This window comes from Mesorhizobium maamorense, from assembly GCF_044998965.1.
In the GTDB taxonomy this organism is placed as follows: Bacteria; Pseudomonadota; Alphaproteobacteria; order Rhizobiales; family Rhizobiaceae; genus Mesorhizobium.
Genome location: NZ_CP173356.1, coordinates 676,566 through 696,333, shown reverse-complemented (window position 1 = coordinate 696,333; position 19,768 = coordinate 676,566). Strand labels below are relative to the sequence as shown.

Here is a 19,768-nt window from a genome sequence, read left to right as displayed (position 1 = left end):
CTATCGATGACGAGCGCGGTGCCGGGCACTCTCGCCGCCTTTTTGTGCTTTTTTTCCCTGACCGTCAACGCTCCGGGCGCGATAGCCCAGGAAGCGGCGGCGAAGCCGGAAAAAAAGGTCACTGAAATCAAGATAGGGTATTTGCGGGCCTACGCGCCGCAATTGACGCTTTCCATGCTCGACCTGCCGCCGCGTGACGAAGGTGTCGCCGGCGCCACTGTGGCAATCGGCGATAACAACACCACCGGAAAATTCACCGACCAGAAATTCAGCCTCGACGTGACCGAGATCAAACCCGAAGCCGACGCAGTTCAGGCATTCGAGGACCTGATCGCCAAAGGTGACCACTATGTCGTCGCAGACCTCTCGGCCAAACAATTGCTGTCGATCGCCGATATAGCCCGCGACAAGGGCGTGCTGATCTTCAACATCGGTGCCACCGACGATAGCCTGCGCGAGGAGGACTGCCGCATCAATGTTTTTCATATCGCGCCGACGCGCAGCATGCTTGCCGATGCGCTGGCGCAGTATCTCATGGTGAAGAAGTGGCCGAATTGGGTGCTGCTCTACGGCTCGCATGAGCAGGACCATCTCTACGCCGACGCGTTGCGCCGCGCGGCAACCCGTTTCGGCGGCCAGATCGTCGCCGAGAAGGAATTCAAGGACACCGGCACGGCCAGGCGTACCGACACCGGCGCCACGCAGATACAGCAGCAGATTTCCGTATTCACGCAGAATCTGCCGGAGCACGACATTGTGCTTGTCGCCGACGAAAGCCAGGTGTTTGGCACCTACGTGCCCTACCGCACCTGGACGCCGCGGCTGGTCGCCGGCACGGCCGGGCTTGTTGCATCGTCGTGGCATCCCGCCAGCGAGCAATGGGGCGGCATCCAGATGCAGAGCCGCTTCCTGAAGACGACGGGCCGGCGGATGCTTTCCAAGGACATGTCGGCGTGGACAGCAGTGCGTGCCGTCGGCGAAGCCACCACGCGCACCAAAGGCGACGATGCCAAAAAGATCAGTGACTACATCCGGTCGGGCGATTTCTCGGTTGCCGCCTTCAAGGGACAGAAGCTCACCTTCCGCAAATGGAACCTCCAGCTTCGCCAGCCGATCCTGCTTGGCGACACCAAGTCGGTCGTGTCGACATCGCCGCAGGAGGGCTATCTCCACCAATTCTCCGAACTCGATACGCTTGGTATCGATCAGCCGGAAACGAAATGCGTCCTCAAGTAGGGCCAAAGGGGAGGAATTTGCGTGCAGACACGAGCTTGTGCATTCGCCATTCTCGCGGCCGGCCTCACGGCCAGCCCGGCATCGGCCTATACGGCCTACGTTTCCAACGAGAAGGACAACACGATGACGGTCGTCGACACGGCCACCATGCAGGTGGTGAAGACCGTCGAGGTCGGCCAGAGGCCACGGGGCATCACCATCTCGCATGACGGCAAATTCGTCTATCTTTGCGCCAGTGACGACGACACGGTCGAAATCATCGACACCGCGACGCTGCAGATCGTCGGCACGCTGCCATCTGGCCCCGATCCCGAATTGTTCGTGCTCTCGCCTGACGGCAAGACGCTCTATGTCGCCAATGAGGACGACAACCTCGTCACCGCCATCGACGTCGAGAGCAAGCAGGTCATGGCCGAGATTCCAGTCGGCGTGGAACCGGAAGGCATGGGTATCAGCCCTGATGGCAAGACCATGGTCAACACCTCGGAAACCACCAGCATGGCGCATTTCATCGACACTGGCACCCACGATGTAACCGATAACGTACTGGTCGACACGCGCCCGCGCTTTGCCGAATTCAAGCCGGACGGCTCGCAGGTCTGGGTCAGCGCCGAGGTCGGCGGCACCGTCAGCGTCATCGATAACGCCAAACGCGAAGTGGTGAAGAAGATCCAGTTCGCGATTCAGGGATTGCGGGCTGAGACCATCCAGCCGGTAGGCATCGCCATCAGCGCCGACGGCAAGAAAGCCTATGTCGCGCTCGGCCCGGCGAACCATGTCGCCGTGGTCAATACCGACACCTACGAGGTCGAGAAATACATCCTCGTCGGCCAACGCGTCTGGCACCTGGCCTTCACACCCGACCAGAAAACGCTGATCACCACGAATGGCAACTCCAACGACATCACGTTCATCGATACGGCGACCGACGAGCCGGTCCAATCGCTCACCGTAGGCCAGCAGCCTTGGGGTGTGGCCATTTCGCCCAAATAGCAGACATTGATCAAGGGGAGGATCGCGACATGAAATTTCGCCATAGGTTTATCTTCGCCGCGCTCGCCGGATTTGTGCTTGCTCCGATCGGCGCAAGCGCGGATGACGCAACGCCAAAACCCTCGCGTGCCAGCAAGAACCTGCCGGAATTGATTATCGGCTCGGCCGATTCCACCTATGCCGTCAATCAGAAGGATTTCGAACTGATCGCCGGCCAAGGCTATCGGTGGAAAATCACCTCCAAGGGCGGTTTCGAATACAAGTTCGTGACCGACCTGTTCCGCAATGTGTGGATGGACCAGATCGTCATCGACGATCTGGAGGTGCATATGGATGGCGGACCGGCCTGGCTGGAATTCGACGACGCGGGAACAATCCAGGTGCAATTCCACACAGTTCGCCCGGGCGAATATACCTGGTCGGTTCCCGACCTCGCCGACAAGGGCCTGAAGGGCAAGATCACGATCAAGTGAGACCAAAGGCAATCAGGCGCGCTAGATAGCAGTGCGTCCTGCCAACGCGTCCTGAAGGAGCGATCCGGGCATGCAGCATGTGAGAACAAGCGGACCGGGAGACGAGGCGGCGGCGCTCGACGTCAGTGCCGTCAGCCACTCCTATGGACCGAAGCGGGCACTCAAAGAGGTCTCGTTCTCGATCTTGCCGGCGACGTTCACGGTCCTGCTCGGCCTCAACGGGGCCGGCAAGACAACACTGTTCTCCCTGATCAGCCACCTCTATGACACGCGTCACGGCTCGATCCGCATCTTCGGCCACGACATCCGCAGCGCTTCGGGCGAAGCTCTCAGACGGGTCGGCATCGTGTTCCAGGCGCGCACGCTCGACCTCGATCTCAGCGTCTATCAGAATCTTTCCTACCATGCCTCGCTGCATGGCATTGGCGGACGCGAAGCCCGGCAGCGCATCGCCGCGCTGCTTGACACAGTCGACATGCAGGGCCGCCAGCATGACAAGGCACGCAGCCTCTCCGGCGGTCAGATGCGGCGCATCGAGATCGCCCGGGCGCTGCTTCACCGACCTTCCCTGCTCCTGCTTGACGAAGCGACCGTCGGCCTCGACATCGAGTCGCGTGCTGGCATCCTCGCCACCATCCGCAAGCTCGTCGAAACCGATGGTATCGGCGTGCTCTGGGCCACGCATCTGATCGATGAAGTCGACGATACCGATCATGTCGTCGTGCTGCGGCGGGGTGACCTGGTCGCCAGGGGCAAGGTGTCGGATGTCGTCCAGGCAAATGGAGGAAATTCCATTCGCGATGCCTTTTCGAAGCTCAGCCGCATCGACGCGGCAGGCATGGCGGAGACATCGTCATGAGCGCTCCTGCGATGCCCGGAAAAGTTGTCGGCATCAAACCGGTAGGGTCTGAACCATTCGGCCTCCGCCACTATCTCATTTGCCTGAAAGGCATCGTCCTGCGCGAGTGCCTGCGCTTCCTGCACCAACGCGAACGGTTCATTTCCTCACTGGTGCGGCCGCTCGTCTGGCTGTTCATCTTCGCCGCCGGCTTCCGCCAGGTGCTCGGCGTGTCGATCATCCCTCCTTACAAGACCTATGTGCTCTACGAGGTCTACATCACTCCGGGTCTGTGCGGCATGATCCTGCTGTTTTCCGGCATGCAGTCTTCACTGTCGATGGTCTACGACCGCGAGATGGGCAACATGCGCATCCTGCTGGTCAGCCCATTTCCGCGCTGGTTCCTGCTGGTGTCGAAGATGTTGGCCGGCGTGGCCGTATCGATCGTGCAAGTCTACGCATTTCTGATCGTCGCCTGGTTGTGGGGCGTCAGGGCGCCGCCGCTCGGCTATCTCTACGTGCTGCCGGCACTGTTTCTGTCGGGCATGATGCTTTGCGCGCTCGGCATGCTTTTGTCGTCCATGATCAAGCAACTCGAAAACTTCGCCGGCATCATGAACTTCGTCATCTTTCCAGGCTATTTCGCGTCTCCGGCGCTGTATCCTTTGTGGCGTATCCAGGAGGCAAGCCCCCTGCTCTACAAGATCTGCCTCGCCAATCCGTTCACCTATGCCGTCGAACTGATCCGCTTCGCCTTCTATGGGCAGATCGACTGGTTGTCGCTGGGCGTCGTCGCCGGTTGCACGCTGTTGTTTCTGGGCGGCGCCATCATTGCGTACGATCCTTCGCGCGGCCTGATGACCCGCAAACAGGACACGGGAGGAAACGGCTGATGGCGCGAATGAGACTTGTGCACACCCTGGTTCTGGTCGCCATGCTTGTCCCGATGGACGCCAGGGCGGCAAACACCGATCCCGACTGGCCCTGCATGCAGCGCAAGGTGCCGCAGCTCTCGCTCGGCCAGATCTGGAATGGGCCGGAGCTTCCCCCGGCGGCGAAGGATTGGTCGAAGGATTCGGGCGTCTCCGCGCTGGTCGAGGCGGTGGCGGCCCGACGGACGCCGATTGCCGAAGCCCAGAAGGAGATCAAGGACTTCGCGGCTTCCCTGCCGGCGGAGCAGGTCGCACCAAAGATGGCGATGCTGGTGCAGGGAATGTTCGATCACATGGACGCCGAGCGTTCGCACGTGATTTCCGGCATTTCCCGCTATGCCCACAAGCAGCTCGAAATGGCGGCTGAATTGCGCAAGGAAGCATCCGACGTCGACGCCCTGCGTGCCAAAGCCGACGCCGATCCGGACGAAGTCGAACGGCGTGCCGACCAGTTGAATTTGGCGACGCGCATTTTCAACGAACGTGTCCAGTCGCTGACCTATGTCTGCGACGTGCCGACGATAATCGAGCAGCGGCTCTATCAATTGTCCAGGACCGTCTCGGAAACGCTCGGTCGGAAGAAATAGACCTTCAGTCGACCTTGCGACGGATTTCACGTCTCTTGGCAGGCGACACGTCCGGCGTCTCGCTCCGGTCGATTCCGAGCGCCATCCGTCGGTCATCCCGCTCAGGAATCGGGATAAAGCTTACCGAACAGGGGCAGATACATCGCGCCCTTGCGCATCAGGAAGTCGTTGAACGTAGCCATGGCCGGCGAGATTGCGTGATCGGTTCGTATCACCGAGAACCACTGTCGGCGGATCGGCATGCCGACAACGTCGAGGATGACGAGCCGGCCAGCTTCGGTTTCCGCGGCGATCGTGTGGGCAGAAATGAAGGCGATGCCCAGACCAGCCATCACCGCCTGCTTGATCGTTTCGTTCGAGCCCATCTCGACGCCGAGTTCATCGATGCGGCCAGGCACGTCGCTCAGGAATATTTCCAGCGAGATGCGGGTTCCGGAGCCGGGCTCGCGAATAAGGAAATGCTCCTCGGCAATGCGCTCCTTGGAGATATCGCGTGCCGCCGCCAGCGGGTGTTCGGGCGGTGCGATGATGACCAGCGGGTGGTCGCCGAAGACCGAAGCACGCACCGGGACCTCTTTCGCCGGGCGCCCCATCAGCGCGATGTCGATGTCGTGATTCTTGAGGTTGTCGATCGTCTGGGCACGATTGCCGATGGCAAGCCGCATGTCGATGTCGGGATGTTCCTTCATGAACGCAGCCATCAACCGCGGCGCGAAATACTTGGCGGTGGAAACGACGCCGAGCCTCAAGCTACCCGTACGAACGCCCTTGATGGCGTCGATCTTGTCTTCGAGCAGACCGAGATGCTCCTCGATAGCTTGCGCTGCCTCAACGACGGCCAAACCTGCGGCAGTGGGACGCATGCCGTCCGACGTCCGGTCGAACAGAGCCAGTTGGAATTCTTCCTCCATTTGCCGCAACTGAATTGTCAGTGCTGAAGGAGACAGACCTAACGCCTTGGCCGCACTCACAATTTTTCCGTGCTTGATGATGGCCTGGATGGTCTTGAAATGCTTGAGCGTGAGGTTTCTCATGTCTCATACTAAATTATTTTTAGTACCAACGTAAAGTTATTGAATTGTACTTATCAAGTGTCGTTTGTTTTCATTCCCCCGATCCAGCCGATCCGAGGAGACGCGGCTGATCGGGAGGTTACGATGCCAGCGGCAACGCTCGACGCTTTTCTGAACTCCTATCTCGGCCAGCCGGACGAACTCCGCTCCGCGGTCGTGACGACTGTCCGTCAGCTGACACAGGCCGCCAGCAAGATCCGCAATACCATCAATCAAGGTGTGCTCGGCGCCGCCTTTGCCGGGACCCGTGGCGCCAACGCCGACGGCGATGTCCAGAAGGATCTCGACGTCTTCTCCGACGACATCTTCCTCGACGCCATGCGCCACGCTCCGGTCGCGCTCTACGCTTCCGAGGAGCTGGAGCAGCCGGTCCTGCTCGACGGGCAAGCACCACTCGCCATTGCCATCGACCCGCTCGACGGCTCTTCCAACATCGACACCAACGTGTCGATCGGAACGATCTTCTCGCTCCTGCCCGCAACTGGCGCGCCGGATGCCGATCCGGCCGCCTCTTTTTTGCAGGCGGGCGTGAATCAGCTAGGCGCCGGTTTCTTCATCTATGGGCCGCAGTTGGCGCTCGTCCTGTCGCTCGGCAGCGGTACGCATATCTTCGTCCTGTCGGCCAGGCTCGGCACCTTCGTCCAGGCCTACGAGAGCCGGATCATTCCGCAACGCACCCAGGAGTTCGCCATCAACGCCGCCAACTACCGGCACTGGGACGAGGCCGTGCGGCTCTATGTCGACGACTGCCTGGAGGGCACCGAAGGACCGCGAGAGAAGGATTTCAACATGCGCTGGATTGCCTCCCTGGTCGCCGACTGCTACCGCATATTGATGCGCGGCGGCGTGTTTCTCTACCCCGGCGACCGGCGCAAGGGCTACGGTCAGGGACGGCTGCGCCTGGTCTACGAGGCCAACCCGATTGCCTATCTCATAGAACAGGCTGCCGGTGCGGCCACCGATACGATCAACCGCATCCTGGACATCGAACCCGACAGCCTGCACCAGCGCGTGCCGATGGTCTTCGGGTCGGCGCGGGAGGTCGCGCGCGTCACCCGCTACCACACCGAGCCGAGCAACATCGGCGAACGAGCGCCGCTGTTCAGCCGCCGTGGCCTCTTCAGAGCCTGAGCAGCACCATGTCAGCCAAGCACCCCATCATCACCATCACCGGCTCGTCGGGCGCCGGCACCACTTCGGTCAAGCGTATCTTCGAGCTGATCTTCCGGCGCGAGAACATCGAGGCCGCGTTCATCGAAGGCGACGCATTCCACCGCTACGACCGCGCCGCGATGAAGGCAAAGGTGGCCGAAGAGGAGAAGGCCGGCAATCCGAACTTCACCCACTTCCATGCCGCGGCCAACGAACTCGGGATTCTCGAAGAGGTGTTCGCGGAATACGGCCGCCGGGGATCCGGAAGAACCCGCACCTACATCCATGACGAGGAAGAGGAAAAGCAGTACGGCACGCCACCGGGAAGCTTTACCGAATGGCGCGAGTTCGGTCCCAGCGACCTGCTCTTCTACGAGGGGCTGCACGGCTGTGTCGTCACCGACACGATCAATTTGGCGAAGCATGCGGATCTCAAGATCGGCGTCGTGCCGGTCATCAATCTCGAATGGATCCAGAAGATCCATCGCGATCGTTCGACACGCGGCTATTCCACCGAGGCGGTGATGGACGTGATCCTGCGCCGGATGCCCGACTATGTCCGCTACATTGTCCCGCAATTCTCGCAGACCGCCATCAATTTCCAGCGCGTGCCGATCGTCGATACGTCCAACCCCTTCATCGCGCGCTGGATTCCGACGCCTGACGAATCGATGCTGGTTATCCGCTTCGCCAATCCGCGCGGCATCGATTTTCCCTATCTGCTGTCGATGATCCACGACTCGTTCATGTCGCGGCCAAATTCCATCGTGGTGCCAGGCAACAAGCTCGACCTTGCCATGCAGCTGATCCTGACGCCGCTCATCCTGCAATTGATCGAACGCAAGAGCCGTGTGTCGTGAGGAGAACGCCATGACCAGCCAAACAGCACTAAAGCCTGCCGCCGCCGCCGTCGTCTCGGAGCTCGACATGGCGAACGCCATTCGCGTGCTGGCGATGGACAGCGTCCAAAAAGCGAATTCGGGACACCCCGGCATGCCGATGGGCATGGCCGATCTCGCAACGGTGCTGTTCAACCGCTTCATCAATATCGATCCTTCCAGGCCGGGCTGGCCCGACCGTGACCGTTTCGTGCTTTCAGCCGGCCATGGCTCGATGCTGCAATACGCGCTGCACTATCTGCTCGGCTATGAAGACATGCAGATCGAGGAGTTGCAGCGGTTTCGGCAACTGGGCAGCCGCACGGCCGGACATCCCGAATATGGCCACGCGCTTGGTGTCGAGACCACCACCGGCCCGCTCGGACAAGGCATTTCCACGGCGGTCGGCATGGCGTTGGCGGAGCGCATGCTTGCTGCCCGCTACGGTGCCGATCTGGTCAACCATCATACCTATGTGATTGCAGGTGACGGCTGCCTGCAGGAAGGCATCAGCCACGAGGCGATCGACCTCGCCGGCCACCTGAAGCTTTCCCGCCTGATCGTCTTCTGGGACGACAATGCGATCTCCATTGACGGGCCAACCTCTCTGTCCACGTCGATGGACCAGCCGGCGCGCTTCAAAGCCGCCGGCTGGGATGTCCAAACGGTCTCCGGCCACGACATGGAAGCCGTCGCCGCGGCTATCGAGGCGGCGCGGCAGTCGGATCGACCGTCGCTGATTGCCTGCCGCACTGTAATCGGCAAGGGCGCCCCCAACCTCGGCGGCTCGGAGAAGACGCATGGCGCGCCGCTGGGCGAAGCAGAGATCGCCGCGACCCGCGAGAACATCGGCTGGACCTTCGCGCCGTTCGAGGTGCCGGACGACGTGCTTTTCGCCTGGCGCGAAATTGCCGGCCGCGGCGAAGCGATGCGGGGCGCCTGGGAGCAGCGGCTTGCCGCCTCGCCGCGGCGCGAGGCCTTCGAGAACGCGGTCGCCGCCAGACTGCCCGACGCGGTCTTCGAAGCGCTCGATGCCTTTCGCCGAGAGCATGTCGAGAAGGCAACCAAGGTGGCAACGCGAAAAGCTTCCGAAATGGCGCTGGAGGTCATCAACGGCGCCACGGAATTGACCGTCGGCGGCTCGGCCGATCTGACGCACTCGAATCTGACGATCACCAAGGGCATGAAACGCATTGCGCCGAGCGACTATGCCGGCCGCTATATTCACTACGGCATTCGTGAACACGGCATGGCCGCCGCCATGAACGGCATCGCATTGCATGGAGGCTTCGTGCCCTATGGCGGTACGTTCCTCTGCTTCGCGGACTATGCGCGTGGCGCGATACGGCTCTCGTCGCTCATGGGTCAGCGCGTCATCTACGTGATGACGCATGATTCCATCGGCCTCGGCGAGGATGGCCCGACGCATCAGCCGGTCGAGCACCTGGCGATGCTGCGTGCCACGCCGAACCTCAATGTCTTTCGCCCAGCGGATATCATCGAAACGGCGGAATGCTGGGAACTTGCGCTGGAGAGCAGGGATCGGCCGAGCGTGCTGGTGCTGTCGCGCCAGAACCTGCCGATGCTGCGTGAGGCGCACAGCGACGCGAACCGCTCCAGCCAGGGCGCATACATCCTGCGCGAGCCAGCCAGGCACCGTGCCGTCACCCTGATCGCAACCGGCTCGGAGGTCGAGATCGCGGTTGCCGCCGCTGAAAGGCTGGAGACCGAGCATGGCGTCGCCGCCGCGGTCGTCTCGATGCCATGCTGGGAGCTTTTCGAGGAGCAGGAAAGCGCCACCCGCAAGGCCATTCTCGGCTCCGCGCCGCGCGTCGCGGTCGAAGCGGCGGCCCGGCTGGGCTGGGACCGCTGGGTCGGCGAGACGGGCGCTGTCGTCGGCATGGCCGGTTTCGGCGCCAGCGCCCCTGCCCCCGATCTGTACCGGCATTTCAACATAACGTCCGAAGCGGTTGCTGCGGCGGCGCTGAAGCTCATCATCTAGGAGGACCCACAATGGCCCGCATCACCCTTCGCCAGCTTCTCGACCATGCCGCCGAGCACGGCTACGGCGTCCCTGCATTCAACATCAACAACATGGAACAGGGCCTCGCAATCATGGAAGCGGCCAAAGCCTGCGACGCGCCTGTCATCATCCAGGCCTCACGTGGGGCCCGGTCCTACGCCAACGACGTCATGCTGGCCAAAATGATGGAGGCATTGACTGAAATGCATCCGACCATTCCGCTGTGCATCCATCAGGACCACGGCAACGACGAGGCCACCTGCCTTTCCGCGATCCGCCACGGCTTCACCTCGGTGATGATGGACGGATCCCTGATGGCAGATGCCAAGACGCCGGCAAGCTATGCCTACAACGTCGCCGTAACCGAACGAGTCAGACGCATGGCGCATTGGGTCGGGGCTTCCGTCGAAGGCGAACTGGGCGTGCTCGGATCGCTGGAAACCGGCCAGGGCGAGGCCGAGGATGGCCACGGCGCCGAGGGCGCGCTCTCCCACGACCAACTCTTGACCGATCCCGATCAGGCGGTCGACTTCGTGGCCGCAACCCAGGTGGACGCGCTGGCGATCGCCTGCGGCACCTCGCACGGCGCTTACAAATTTACCCGCAAGCCGGACGGCGACATACTGGCCATGCAGGTGATCGAGGCGATCCACGAGAAGCTACCCAACACGCATCTGGTCATGCATGGCTCTTCCTCCGTGCCACAGGAACTGCAGGACATCATCAACAAATATGGCGGCGAGATGCCCCAGACCTTTGGCGTCCCGGTGGAGGAAATCGAGCGCGGCATCCGCTACGGCGTGCGCAAGGTCAACATCGACACCGATTGCCGCATGGCCATGGCCGGGCAGTTCCGCCGCGTCGCGACGGAGAATCCGCGCGAGTTCGATCCCCGAAAATTCCTGAAGCCCGCCATGGACGCCTTGCACGATCTTTGCCGAGACCGCTTCGAGCGTTTCGGCACGGCGTCCAACGCCTCGAAGATCAAGGTCATCGCCATGGACGAGATGGCCAAACGCTATGCCGCGGGAAAACTCGCGCCCCATATCGCAACCGCGAAAGCCGCCTGAGCAACAAACAGGAGACCTGTCATGAACAAGATCGATATGCTGCCAGCGGGTACGCTCAAGGAAGGCAAGGAACGCTACAAGTCAGGGGTCATCCCTTACAAGAAGATGGGCTACTGGGAGCCGGACTACAGGCCCAAGGAGACCGATCTGATCGCGATGTTCCGGATCACGCCGCAACCCGGCGTCGACCACGAGGAGGCAGCGGCCGCCATCGCCGGTGAATCCTCGACCGCGACTTGGACCGTGGTGTGGACCGACAGGCTGACAGCCTGCGAGCTCTACCGCGCCAAGGCGTTCAGATCCGAGCCGGTTCCAAACACCGGTCCCGGCACCAAGACCGAGCAACAGTACTTCGCCTACATCGCCTACGACCTCGACCTGTTCGAGCCGGGTTCGATCGCCAACCTGACCGCGTCGATCATCGGGAACGTGTTCGGCTTCAAGGCGGTCAAGGCGCTGCGGCTGGAAGACATGCGCATCCCGGTCGCGTATCTCAAAACCTTCCAGGGACCCGCAACCGGCATCGTGGTGGAGCGTGAGCGGCTCGACAAGTTTGGCCGTCCGCTGCTCGGCGCGACGACGAAGCCGAAGCTGGGGCTGTCAGGCCGCAACTATGGCCGCGTCGTTTACGAGGCGCTGAAGGGTGGCCTCGACTTCGTCAAGGACGACGAGAACATCAACTCGCAACCCTTCATGCACTGGCGCGACCGCTTCCTCTACTGCATGGAGGCGGTGAACAAGGCTTCAGCTGCCACCGGCGAGGTCAAGGGCCATTATCTCAACGTCACCGCCGGCACGATGGAGGAGATGTACGAGCGCGCCGAATTCGCCAAACAGCTTGGCTCCTGCATCATCATGATCGACCTCGTCATCGGCTACACGGCGATCCAGTCGATGGCCAAGTGGGCACGCCGCAACGACATGATCCTGCACCTGCACCGCGCCGGCAACTCAACCTATTCGCGCCAGAAGAACCACGGCATGAATTTTCGCGTCATCTGCAAATGGATGCGCATGGCCGGCGTCGACCATATCCATGCCGGCACTGTGGTCGGCAAGCTGGAAGGCGACCCGCTCATGATCAAGGGGTTTTATGACACGCTGCGCGAGGAACGCACGCCGCAGAACCTCGAAACCGGGCTGTTCTTCGATCAGGACTGGGCCTCGCTCAACAAGGTGATGCCCGTCGCCTCGGGCGGTATCCATGCCGGCCAGATGCACCAGTTGATCCATTATCTCGGCGAGGACGTCATCTTGCAGTTCGGTGGCGGCACGATCGGCCATCCCGACGGCATCCAGGCAGGCGCGACGGCCAATCGCGTTGCATTGGAAGCGATGATCCTGGCCCGCAACGAGGGACGCGATTATTTGCGCGAAGGAACCAAAATCCTCGAACAGGCGGCCAAATGGTGCACCCCGCTGAAGGCTGCCCTGGAGACCTGGAAGGATGTCACCTTCAACTATGAATCGACCGACACGGCCGACTTCGTGCCAACCGCAACGCCCAGCTTCTAGAAGAAAGGAACCGTCGCCATGATGACCAATCCGGGAAACAAGGTCACGCAGGGACAGTTCTCGTTCCTGCCCCACCTGACCGATGAGCAGATTTCGGCGCAGATCAAATATGCGCTGAAGAACCACTGGGCCGTCAGCGTCGAGTACACGGACGATCCGCATCCGCGAAACACCTATTGGGAAATGTACGGCAACCCGATGTTCGATTTGAGAGACCCGGCGGGCATCCTGCTCGAAGTCAACGCTTGCCGGAAAGCCTGTCCGAACATGTATGTCCGGGTAACCGCCTTCGATTCGACCAAGGGATGGGAAGCGCCGCGCATGTCGTTCATCGTCAACCGGCCACCCAGCGAACCCGGGTTCCGGCTGCTGCGCCAGGAGCGTGACGGCCGCAGCCAGGGCTATTCGATCGTGCCTTATGCCACCGACAGGCCCGAGGGCGAGCGGAGCTAGCTGAGCCATGCTGGACACGATAGCCAAAGGCGCAGCCGCGCAGGACGAATTGGTTGATCTGCAGGCCGAGTTCGAAGCGTCCAACATCGACGAGGTGATGGATAAGCTTGACCGCGAACTCGTTGGACTGAAGCCGATCAAGAACCGCATCCGCGAGATCGCGGCCCTTCTCCTGGTCGACCGGCTTCGCCGCAAGTTCGGACTGACCTCGGGCGCACCGACACTGCATATGAACTTTACGGGAAACCCCGGCACGGGCAAGACCACCGTGGCGCTGAGGATGGCCGAAATCCTGCATCGACTCGGCTATGTCCGCGAAGGCCACCTGGTCGCGGTGACGCGCGACGATCTCGTCGGCCAGTATGTGGGCCACACCGCACCCAAGACGCGCGACGTGATCAAGCGTGCCATGGGCGGCGTGCTTTTCATCGACGAGGCCTATTACCTCTACAAGCCCGAGAACGAACGCGACTACGGCCAGGAATCGATCGAGATCCTGCTGCAATGCATGGAAAACAATCGTGACGACCTGGTCGTGATCCTTGCCGGCTACAAGGACAAGATGGACCGTTTCTTCGACAGCAATCCCGGCATGCGTTCGCGCATCGCCCACCACCTCGATTTTCCCGACTACGGCGTCAGTGAGCTGAAATCGATCGCCGAGATCATGCTGGCGGAGCAAAATTACCGCCTCAGCGACGCGGCCGCCCAGGCCCTCGAAGAGTATCTTCCGATCCGAATGAGGCTGCCGCATTTCTCCAACGCGCGCTCGGTGCGCAATGGGCTGGACCGGGCGCGGCTTCGCCAGGCCAATCGGCTTTTCGCATCGCGAAGCCGTGCCCTGACCAAGGCAGACCTTATCACCATCGAGGAATCCGATATCCGCGGCAGCCGCGTATTCGCGGAAGGGAAGCTCGAAGGCGAACCGGAGACGAAGGCGCGCTGACAGGACGAAGCCGGCTGGCGGGCGACCCGAGACGAAAGACAGAAATTGGAGACGACCACCATGGTCACCAGGACAATCATCGCGCCCTCTGTGCTTTCCGCGGATTTCTCGCGGCTCGGAGACGAGGTCGAAGCTGTCGTTCAGGCGGGCGCCGACTGGATCCATCTCGACGTGATGGACGGGCATTTCGTGCCCAACATCACCTTCGGTCCACCGGTCATCAAGGCGATCCGTGGCCGAACGGACAAGGTCTTCGACTGCCATCTGATGATCGCACCGGCCGACCCCTATCTGGCCGCCTTCGCCGATGCCGGTTGCGACATCATCACGGTGCATGCCGAGACTGGACCGCATCTCGACCGCTCATTGCAGGCGATCAGGAATCTTGGCAAGAAGGCCGGGGTGTCGCTCAATCCGTCGACGCCGGAGAGCGTCATCGAGTATGTGCTCGACCGGCTCGATCTGGTGCTGCTGATGACGGTCAATCCAGGCTTCGGCGGCCAGGCCTTCATTTCAGCGGTCATCGAGAAAGTCAGACGGATCAAGGCTTTGGTTGGCCATCGCCCGATTGACATCGAGATCGACGGCGGAGTCACGGCCGAAACCGCCCCGCTGGTCACCGCGGCTGGCGCCAACGTACTGGTCGCCGGTTCGGCTGTATTCAAGGGAGGCACCGAGGCAGCCTATCGTGCCAATATCGGCGCCATCAGACAGGCGGCCGATGGCGCGATCCGGAAAGCCGCGTAAACCGTTGTCGGGGAGACGAACATGGCTGCGGTCCCACCTGTATGTGATTTCGGCTGGCCCGCCATCGATGCCGTTTTGCCCGGCGTCGACGGCACGTCGCATTCCATCTTCGGTCACGCCGGCCCGAATGGCCTGGTCGTGGCCTTCATCTGCAATCACTGCCCTTATGTGAAGGCCGTGATCTCTCGCATCGTGCGCGACGCCAATGACCTCAAGGCCGAAGGTATCGGCTTCGTCGCGATCAACTCCAACGATGCCGACGCCTATCCGGACGATTCCTTCGACCAAATGAAGCGCTTCGCCATGACGAACGGCTTCAGCTTCCCTTACCTGCACGACGAGGCGCAGACCGTAGCGCGCGACTACGCAGCGGTGTGCACTCCCGATTTCTTCGGGTTCAACAGCGAACTGAGACTGCAATATCGCGGCCGGCTGGACGCGTCGCGACGCGAATCCGGACCGCTCGGGCTGCGACGCGATCTGTTCGAGGCGATGAAGCAGGTTGCTCGAACCGGCGATGGTCCGTTCGACCAGATCGCCTCGATCGGCTGCTCGATCAAGTGGAAGGATGCTGCATGAATGTCGGCGCAGGTAGGTCGCTTCGACCGCCGAAGGCGATCCTGTTCGACCTCGACGGCACACTGGTCGATTCGGCGCCTGATATAGCGGCCGCCGTCAACGAGTTGCTGGCCAGCCGCGATCTGCCGCCGTTGCGCCTGGACCAGGTCAAGGCCATGATCGGTGGCGGCGTCAGGAAATTGATCGAGCGGGCCTTCGCGGCGTCGGGAGCGCCGCTCGTCGGCAACGCGCTCGATGAGGCCAACCGCGTCATGGCGCCGATCTACAGCCGACATCTGACCGGCCTGACAAGACTGATGCCTGGCGTCAGGGAGGTTCTCACACACTTCTACGCGAAGGGAATGGCCATGGGCGTGGCGACCAACAAACCGCAGTTGGCGACTCGCGAGATCCTGCTGCATTTCGGACTGACGGAATATTTCCGTGCGATCATTGGCGGAGACGCGGTGACATGCCTGAAACCCGCGCCCGATGCTCTGCTGCTGGCGCTCGCCCAGCTTGGAGTCGACCCCTGTGACGCGCTGCTGGTGGGAGACAGTGGCGCCGACGCAGGCGCCGCACGCGCCGCCGGCGTGCCCGTCATTCTGCTGCGCGGCGGATACACCCATTTTCCGGTTGAAGAGCTTGGCGCCGACCAGGTTTGCGACAGCCTTTTCGACCTGCCTGCGGCGATGCAGGGGCTGCAAGCCGGTGCTTGATCGGGGCGAACGCCGGCCGGACGCAAGTTCGAACGGCCGGCGGCGCCGCTATTTCGAGAATTGCTTCAAATAGGCGATGACGTTGGCGATGTCTTGGTCCTGCTTGAGGCCGACGAACGCCATCTTCGTTCCTTTGACCATAGCCTTGGGATCGCGAAGATAAGTCGTCAGCGTGGGTTCGTCCCATTTGACGCCGGACTTGCCTGCCGCGACCATCGCTTGGGAGTAACTGAATCCCGGGTGTGTGCCAGCCGTCCGGCCGATGACGCCGTTCAACGACGGGCCGACCTTGTTCTTGTCCTGGTCGGCGACATGGCAGACCTTGCATTTGGCGAAGACCTTCTCACCCGCCGCGGCATCCTGTGCCTGGGATTGGCTTGTGATAAAGGACACAGCAAACACGACTGCGATAAATGCGATTGCGCGCATGGCATTTCCTCATGGATCGTCTGGGTGCCCTGGACGATTTTGCGCATGCCGATCTTTCATCCGTTGGCATGCACCTTACGCGGCGGAGTGGAGTATCCGCTCCCCGTTTGTGAAGCGGCGCCGCGTGAATCGGAAAGCTAGTTGGCGTGCGGTGAAAGTCAATCGTATAAAGGTATAGAGGCTTGGGTACCCAGGGTACCGGCATTCGTCTTTGTTGACGGCTATCGGGCGAATGCGTAGCTTCAAGACATTCCGGTTTCTCCACTGGCACCTCGGGAATCCGGCAACTGGCGATTTTGTCCAGGCTCCTTATTGGGCCGGACCAGTCGAGACAGGCGTCCCGGAGCGCAAGAGGTGCTAAATGGATATGGTCGATCTCATATTGACGGTGTGCCTCAGCACCAATCCGGGCAATTGCCGAGACGAACACCTCTATTTCGAGAGCCGCGGCTCTCTGCTCCAATGCATGTTCCTTGCACCCAGCGAGATCGCGAAATGGTCTCAGGAACACCCGGCCCTCAAGGTCATGCGCTGGAAATGCGCCTTTCCGAGCAAGGAACGAGCGATCTGAGTGACGTCCTGGAGCCCAGGGAGGAGGTGTCATGATGATTTCACGGCGCAACACGCTGCGTCTAGCGGTTCTCGGCACAGTCGCTGCTCTTGCCGCAAGGCCTGTCTTTGCAGCAGCCAGGATTCGCGTCGGTATCCTGAAGTTTGGAACCGTGAGTTGGGAACTCGACACGTTGAGGCAACACAAATTCGATGTGGCGAACGGGATCGATCTGGAGATCATCGATTTCGCCGGGGAGGACGCGACCAACGTCGCCTTGCTGGCCGGTGCGATCGACATGATCGTCTCCGACTGGTTGTGGGTCTCGCGCCAACGGTCGGAAGGCGGCGATTTCACATTAGCCCCCTATTCGACCGCTGTGGGGGCGATCATGGTGAAGGAGGGGTCGCCGATCCGGACGGTCGCCGACCTCAAGCACAGGAAGATCGGCGTCGCTGGTGGCCCGCTCGACAAGAGCTGGCTCCTGATACAGGCTCTGACCAGACGCGACTACGGGGTCGACCTGTTGGCAACCAGCGACATCATCTTTGGCGCGCCACCGCTGATTTCGGAAAAGGCCATGCAGGGCGAACTCGATGCGGTGCTGAATTTCTGGCATTTTTGCGCCCGTCTCGAGGCCAACGGCTTTCGTCGATTGATGGGCGTGAACGATGCGGCGCGTGCGCTCGGCGCCTTGGGACCTGTGTCGGCACTCGGTTACGTCTTCCACGACCAATGGGCGAACGAGAACCCGGAGGCCGCCAGGGGCTTCGTCAGGGCCTCCGCGCAAGCCAAGGACCTGCTGGCCAGATCCGACGAGGAGTGGCTGCGCATGGCGCCGATCATTCGCGCGGAAGGCAAAGAACTGGAAAAACTGCGCGAACGCTACCGCCAAGGCATCCCCAGGCGGGCGGTCGCCGAGGAAGCGGCCGACGCCGGCAAGCTCTATCACGTGCTGGCGGCGATCGGTGGCGCGAAGCTGGTCGGCAGCGCGCCCGAGATGGCGCCCGGCACATTCTGGCAGGACCGCACGGAATGACCGCACCGGAAACCAGCAACGGCACGCGAGGTGCCCCGACGAGCATGTCCGGGCGATCCAGCTTGGCGACAACGCTGATGCCCGCGCTGACCGTGGCGGTTTCCTTGCTCGGGCTTTGCCTGCTGTGGAGCCTTGCGGCGAGTGTCTGGCGGAGCCGTGCCCTCCCGGGGCCGGGACAGGTCTGGCAGGTGCTCCTCAGGGAGGCTGCGAGCGGCGACCTCTTCTATCATCTCGGCGCGACCCTCGGCCGGGTCGCCGCGGCATATATCGTCGCGATGATCATAGGATCGGTCATCGGCGTTTTGCTCGGCAGCTATCGTCGCGCCGACCGCTTTTTCAACCCATGGGTAATTCTGTTCCTCAACATCCCGGCGCTGGTGGTCATCGTCCTCGGCTACATCTGGTTCGGCCTCAACGAGGCGGCGGCGATCGGCGCGGTGGCGGTGAACAAAATCCCGAATGTCGTGGTGACGATGCGTGAGGGCGCCAGGGCGCTTGATCCGAGCTACGCCGAAATGGCCACTGTCTATCGCTTCGGTCCTCTCGATCGCATCCGCCACATCCTGCTGCCGCAATTGCAACCCTATCTTGCCGCCGCGTCACGATCCGGCATCGCCCTCATCTGGAAGATCGTCCTGGTCGTCGAACTGCTCGGCCGGTCGAACGGCGTCGGCTTCCAGATCCATCTCTATTTCCAGCTCTTCGACGTCGCCGCCATTCTTGCCTACACACTGGCTTTCGTGGCGGTGATGCTCGTCATCGAACTTCTTCTGGTGCAACCCGTTGAACGACATGCAACCCGTTGGCGCCGTCGTCCCGCTTAGGGTCGATATCGCTGAAAAGACTTTCAGGTCCGCGCAAGGCGTCTCGATCACGGCGCTTCAGGACCTTTCCTTCGAGGTCCGGCAAGGCGAATTCGCCTGCTTGCTGGGACCGTCGGGCTGCGGCAAAACCACGACGCTGCGTATCCTGCTTGGGTTGGACAAGGATTTTTCCGGATCCTTCCAGTTGCCGCAAGGAGGCTCCAACCGCATCGCGGCCGTGTTCCAGGAGCCGATCTTGCTGCCGTGGCGAACGGTGGAGCAGAATGTCAGGCTGGCGTTGCCGAAAAGCTTGAGAACGAAGAACCTCGACGGTCTGTTTGAAACTCTCGGCCTCGCCGGCATGCGCTCGCTCTATCCTGCGGAACTGTCGCTCGGCCTTGCGCGCAGGGCAGCACTTGCCAGGGCCTTCGCTACCGAGCCGGCGATGCTTGTCCTGGACGAACCGTTTGTCTCGCTCGACCACCAGACCGCCGAGCGGCTTCGTCACCTGCTTCTGTCGGTGTGGTCGGCACGGCCTACGACCGCCTTGATGATAACGCACGATCTGCGCGAGGCGCTGATGCTGTCGGATCGCATCATCGTGCTCGCGCCGCGACCAGCACATGTGCTGGGCGTGTTCGACGTGCGGTTGCCTCGGCAACATCGCAATTCACAGGTGATGAGCGACCTTCTGCGGTCGTTCCGGCAAAGATTTCCGGGCGTCATCTAAACGCCCTGATGGCGAATGCATATC

22 protein-coding genes are annotated in these 19,768 nt (G+C 61.7%); 20 read left to right on the top strand and 2 right to left on the bottom strand.

What is annotated here, in order from left to right; genetic code table 11:
- The first annotated feature begins 6 nt into the window (after positions 1-6).
- From ACIU1A_RS03785 to ACIU1A_RS03760, 6 genes are all read left to right on the top strand, one after another.
- Complete coding sequence (locus ACIU1A_RS03785; RefSeq protein WP_404926647.1) at positions 7-1,236, top strand: ABC transporter substrate-binding protein; 1,230 nt, start codon at positions 7-9, stop codon at positions 1,234-1,236.
- Between the two features lie 21 nt (positions 1,237-1,257).
- Complete coding sequence (locus ACIU1A_RS03780; protein ID WP_140498194.1) at positions 1,258-2,229, top strand: YVTN family beta-propeller repeat protein; 972 nt, start codon at positions 1,258-1,260, stop codon at positions 2,227-2,229.
- A gap of 29 nt (positions 2,230-2,258) precedes the next feature.
- Positions 2,259-2,702 (top strand): hypothetical protein, encoded by a 444-nt coding sequence (locus ACIU1A_RS03775; RefSeq protein WP_140498197.1) that lies wholly within the window; start codon positions 2,259-2,261, stop codon positions 2,700-2,702.
- Between the two features lie 70 nt (positions 2,703-2,772).
- The gene (locus tag ACIU1A_RS03770) at positions 2,773-3,561 is read left to right on the top strand and encodes an ATP-binding cassette domain-containing protein (RefSeq protein WP_140498199.1); all 789 of its coding nucleotides are present in this window, start codon (positions 2,773-2,775) and stop codon (positions 3,559-3,561) included.
- On the top strand, positions 3,558-4,433 hold the full coding sequence (locus tag ACIU1A_RS03765; protein WP_140498201.1) for an ABC transporter permease: 876 nt from the start codon (positions 3,558-3,560) through the stop codon (positions 4,431-4,433). Before ACIU1A_RS03770 ends, ACIU1A_RS03765 begins: the two co-directional genes overlap by 4 nt.
- Positions 4,433-5,059 (top strand): hypothetical protein, encoded by a 627-nt coding sequence (locus ACIU1A_RS03760; RefSeq protein ID WP_404926646.1) that lies wholly within the window; start codon positions 4,433-4,435, stop codon positions 5,057-5,059. Before ACIU1A_RS03765 ends, ACIU1A_RS03760 begins: the two co-directional genes overlap by 1 nt.
- Before the next feature lie 101 nt (positions 5,060-5,160).
- Here the strand turns inward: ACIU1A_RS03760 and ACIU1A_RS03755 are convergent, their stop codons facing one another.
- On the bottom strand, positions 5,161-6,093 hold the full coding sequence (locus ACIU1A_RS03755; RefSeq protein ID WP_140557419.1) for a LysR family transcriptional regulator: 933 nt from the start codon (positions 6,091-6,093) through the stop codon (positions 5,161-5,163).
- A gap of 123 nt (positions 6,094-6,216) precedes the next feature.
- Between ACIU1A_RS03755 and ACIU1A_RS03750 the strand changes: the two genes are divergently transcribed.
- From ACIU1A_RS03750 to gph, 10 genes are read left to right on the top strand one after another with little or no spacing between them, the layout of a single operon-like run.
- Entirely contained in the window at positions 6,217-7,263 is a 1,047-nt protein-coding gene (locus tag ACIU1A_RS03750; protein ID WP_140498207.1) for a class 1 fructose-bisphosphatase, read from the top strand.
- Positions 7,264-7,271: 8 nt separating this feature from the next.
- Entirely contained in the window at positions 7,272-8,144 is an 873-nt protein-coding gene (locus tag ACIU1A_RS03745; protein ID WP_140498210.1) for a phosphoribulokinase, read from the top strand.
- A gap of 10 nt (positions 8,145-8,154) precedes the next feature.
- Positions 8,155-10,164, top strand: a complete 2,010-nt coding sequence (gene tkt / locus ACIU1A_RS03740) for a transketolase (RefSeq protein ID WP_404926645.1) — start codon at positions 8,155-8,157, stop codon at positions 10,162-10,164.
- A gap of 11 nt (positions 10,165-10,175) precedes the next feature.
- Positions 10,176-11,255: a class II fructose-bisphosphate aldolase gene (gene fba / locus ACIU1A_RS03735; protein ID WP_404926644.1), complete on the top strand. Its 1,080-nt coding sequence runs from the start codon at positions 10,176-10,178 to the stop codon at positions 11,253-11,255.
- Between the two features lie 21 nt (positions 11,256-11,276).
- The gene (locus ACIU1A_RS03730) at positions 11,277-12,770 is read left to right on the top strand and encodes a ribulose-bisphosphate carboxylase large subunit (protein ID WP_140498217.1); all 1,494 of its coding nucleotides are present in this window, start codon (positions 11,277-11,279) and stop codon (positions 12,768-12,770) included.
- A gap of 18 nt (positions 12,771-12,788) precedes the next feature.
- A complete protein-coding gene (locus ACIU1A_RS03725) occupies positions 12,789-13,223 on the top strand; it encodes a ribulose bisphosphate carboxylase small subunit (protein WP_404926643.1) in 435 nt (144 codons plus the stop codon).
- Between the two features lie 7 nt (positions 13,224-13,230).
- Positions 13,231-14,169, top strand: a complete 939-nt coding sequence (gene cbbX / locus ACIU1A_RS03720) for a CbbX protein (protein WP_404926642.1) — start codon at positions 13,231-13,233, stop codon at positions 14,167-14,169.
- A 60-nt stretch (positions 14,170-14,229) separates the two neighbouring features.
- Positions 14,230-14,916 (top strand): ribulose-phosphate 3-epimerase, encoded by a 687-nt coding sequence (gene rpe, locus ACIU1A_RS03715; RefSeq protein ID WP_404926641.1) that lies wholly within the window; start codon positions 14,230-14,232, stop codon positions 14,914-14,916.
- 21 nt (positions 14,917-14,937) lie between these two features.
- A complete protein-coding gene (locus ACIU1A_RS03710; protein WP_404926640.1) occupies positions 14,938-15,495 on the top strand; it encodes a thioredoxin family protein in 558 nt (185 codons plus the stop codon).
- A complete protein-coding gene (gene gph, locus ACIU1A_RS03705; protein WP_404926639.1) occupies positions 15,492-16,193 on the top strand; it encodes a phosphoglycolate phosphatase in 702 nt (233 codons plus the stop codon). The genes ACIU1A_RS03710 and gph overlap by 4 nt, the downstream gene beginning before the upstream one ends.
- A gap of 48 nt (positions 16,194-16,241) precedes the next feature.
- On the opposite strand, the gene ACIU1A_RS03700 is transcribed toward gph, so the two are convergent.
- Positions 16,242-16,622 carry a c-type cytochrome gene (locus ACIU1A_RS03700; protein ID WP_404926638.1) on the bottom strand — a complete coding sequence of 127 codons (381 nt, stop codon included), beginning with the start codon at positions 16,620-16,622 and terminating at the stop codon, positions 16,242-16,244.
- Between the two features lie 361 nt (positions 16,623-16,983).
- On the opposite strand from ACIU1A_RS03700, the gene ACIU1A_RS03695 reads away from it, so the two are divergent.
- The 4 genes from ACIU1A_RS03695 (at position 16,984) to ACIU1A_RS03680 (ending at position 19,744) form a co-directional block, all read left to right on the top strand.
- Entirely contained in the window at positions 16,984-17,193 is a 210-nt protein-coding gene (locus ACIU1A_RS03695) for a hypothetical protein (protein ID WP_140498232.1), read from the top strand.
- Between the two features lie 31 nt (positions 17,194-17,224).
- On the top strand, positions 17,225-18,211 hold the full coding sequence (locus ACIU1A_RS03690; protein ID WP_404926637.1) for an ABC transporter substrate-binding protein: 987 nt from the start codon (positions 17,225-17,227) through the stop codon (positions 18,209-18,211).
- A 77-nt stretch (positions 18,212-18,288) separates the two neighbouring features.
- Entirely contained in the window at positions 18,289-19,035 is a 747-nt protein-coding gene (locus ACIU1A_RS03685; protein WP_224519073.1) for an ABC transporter permease, read from the top strand.
- The gene (locus tag ACIU1A_RS03680; RefSeq protein ID WP_404927848.1) at positions 19,004-19,744 is read left to right on the top strand and encodes an ABC transporter ATP-binding protein; all 741 of its coding nucleotides are present in this window, start codon (positions 19,004-19,006) and stop codon (positions 19,742-19,744) included. The genes ACIU1A_RS03685 and ACIU1A_RS03680 overlap by 32 nt, the downstream gene beginning before the upstream one ends.
- Positions 19,745-19,768 lie beyond the last annotated feature (24 nt).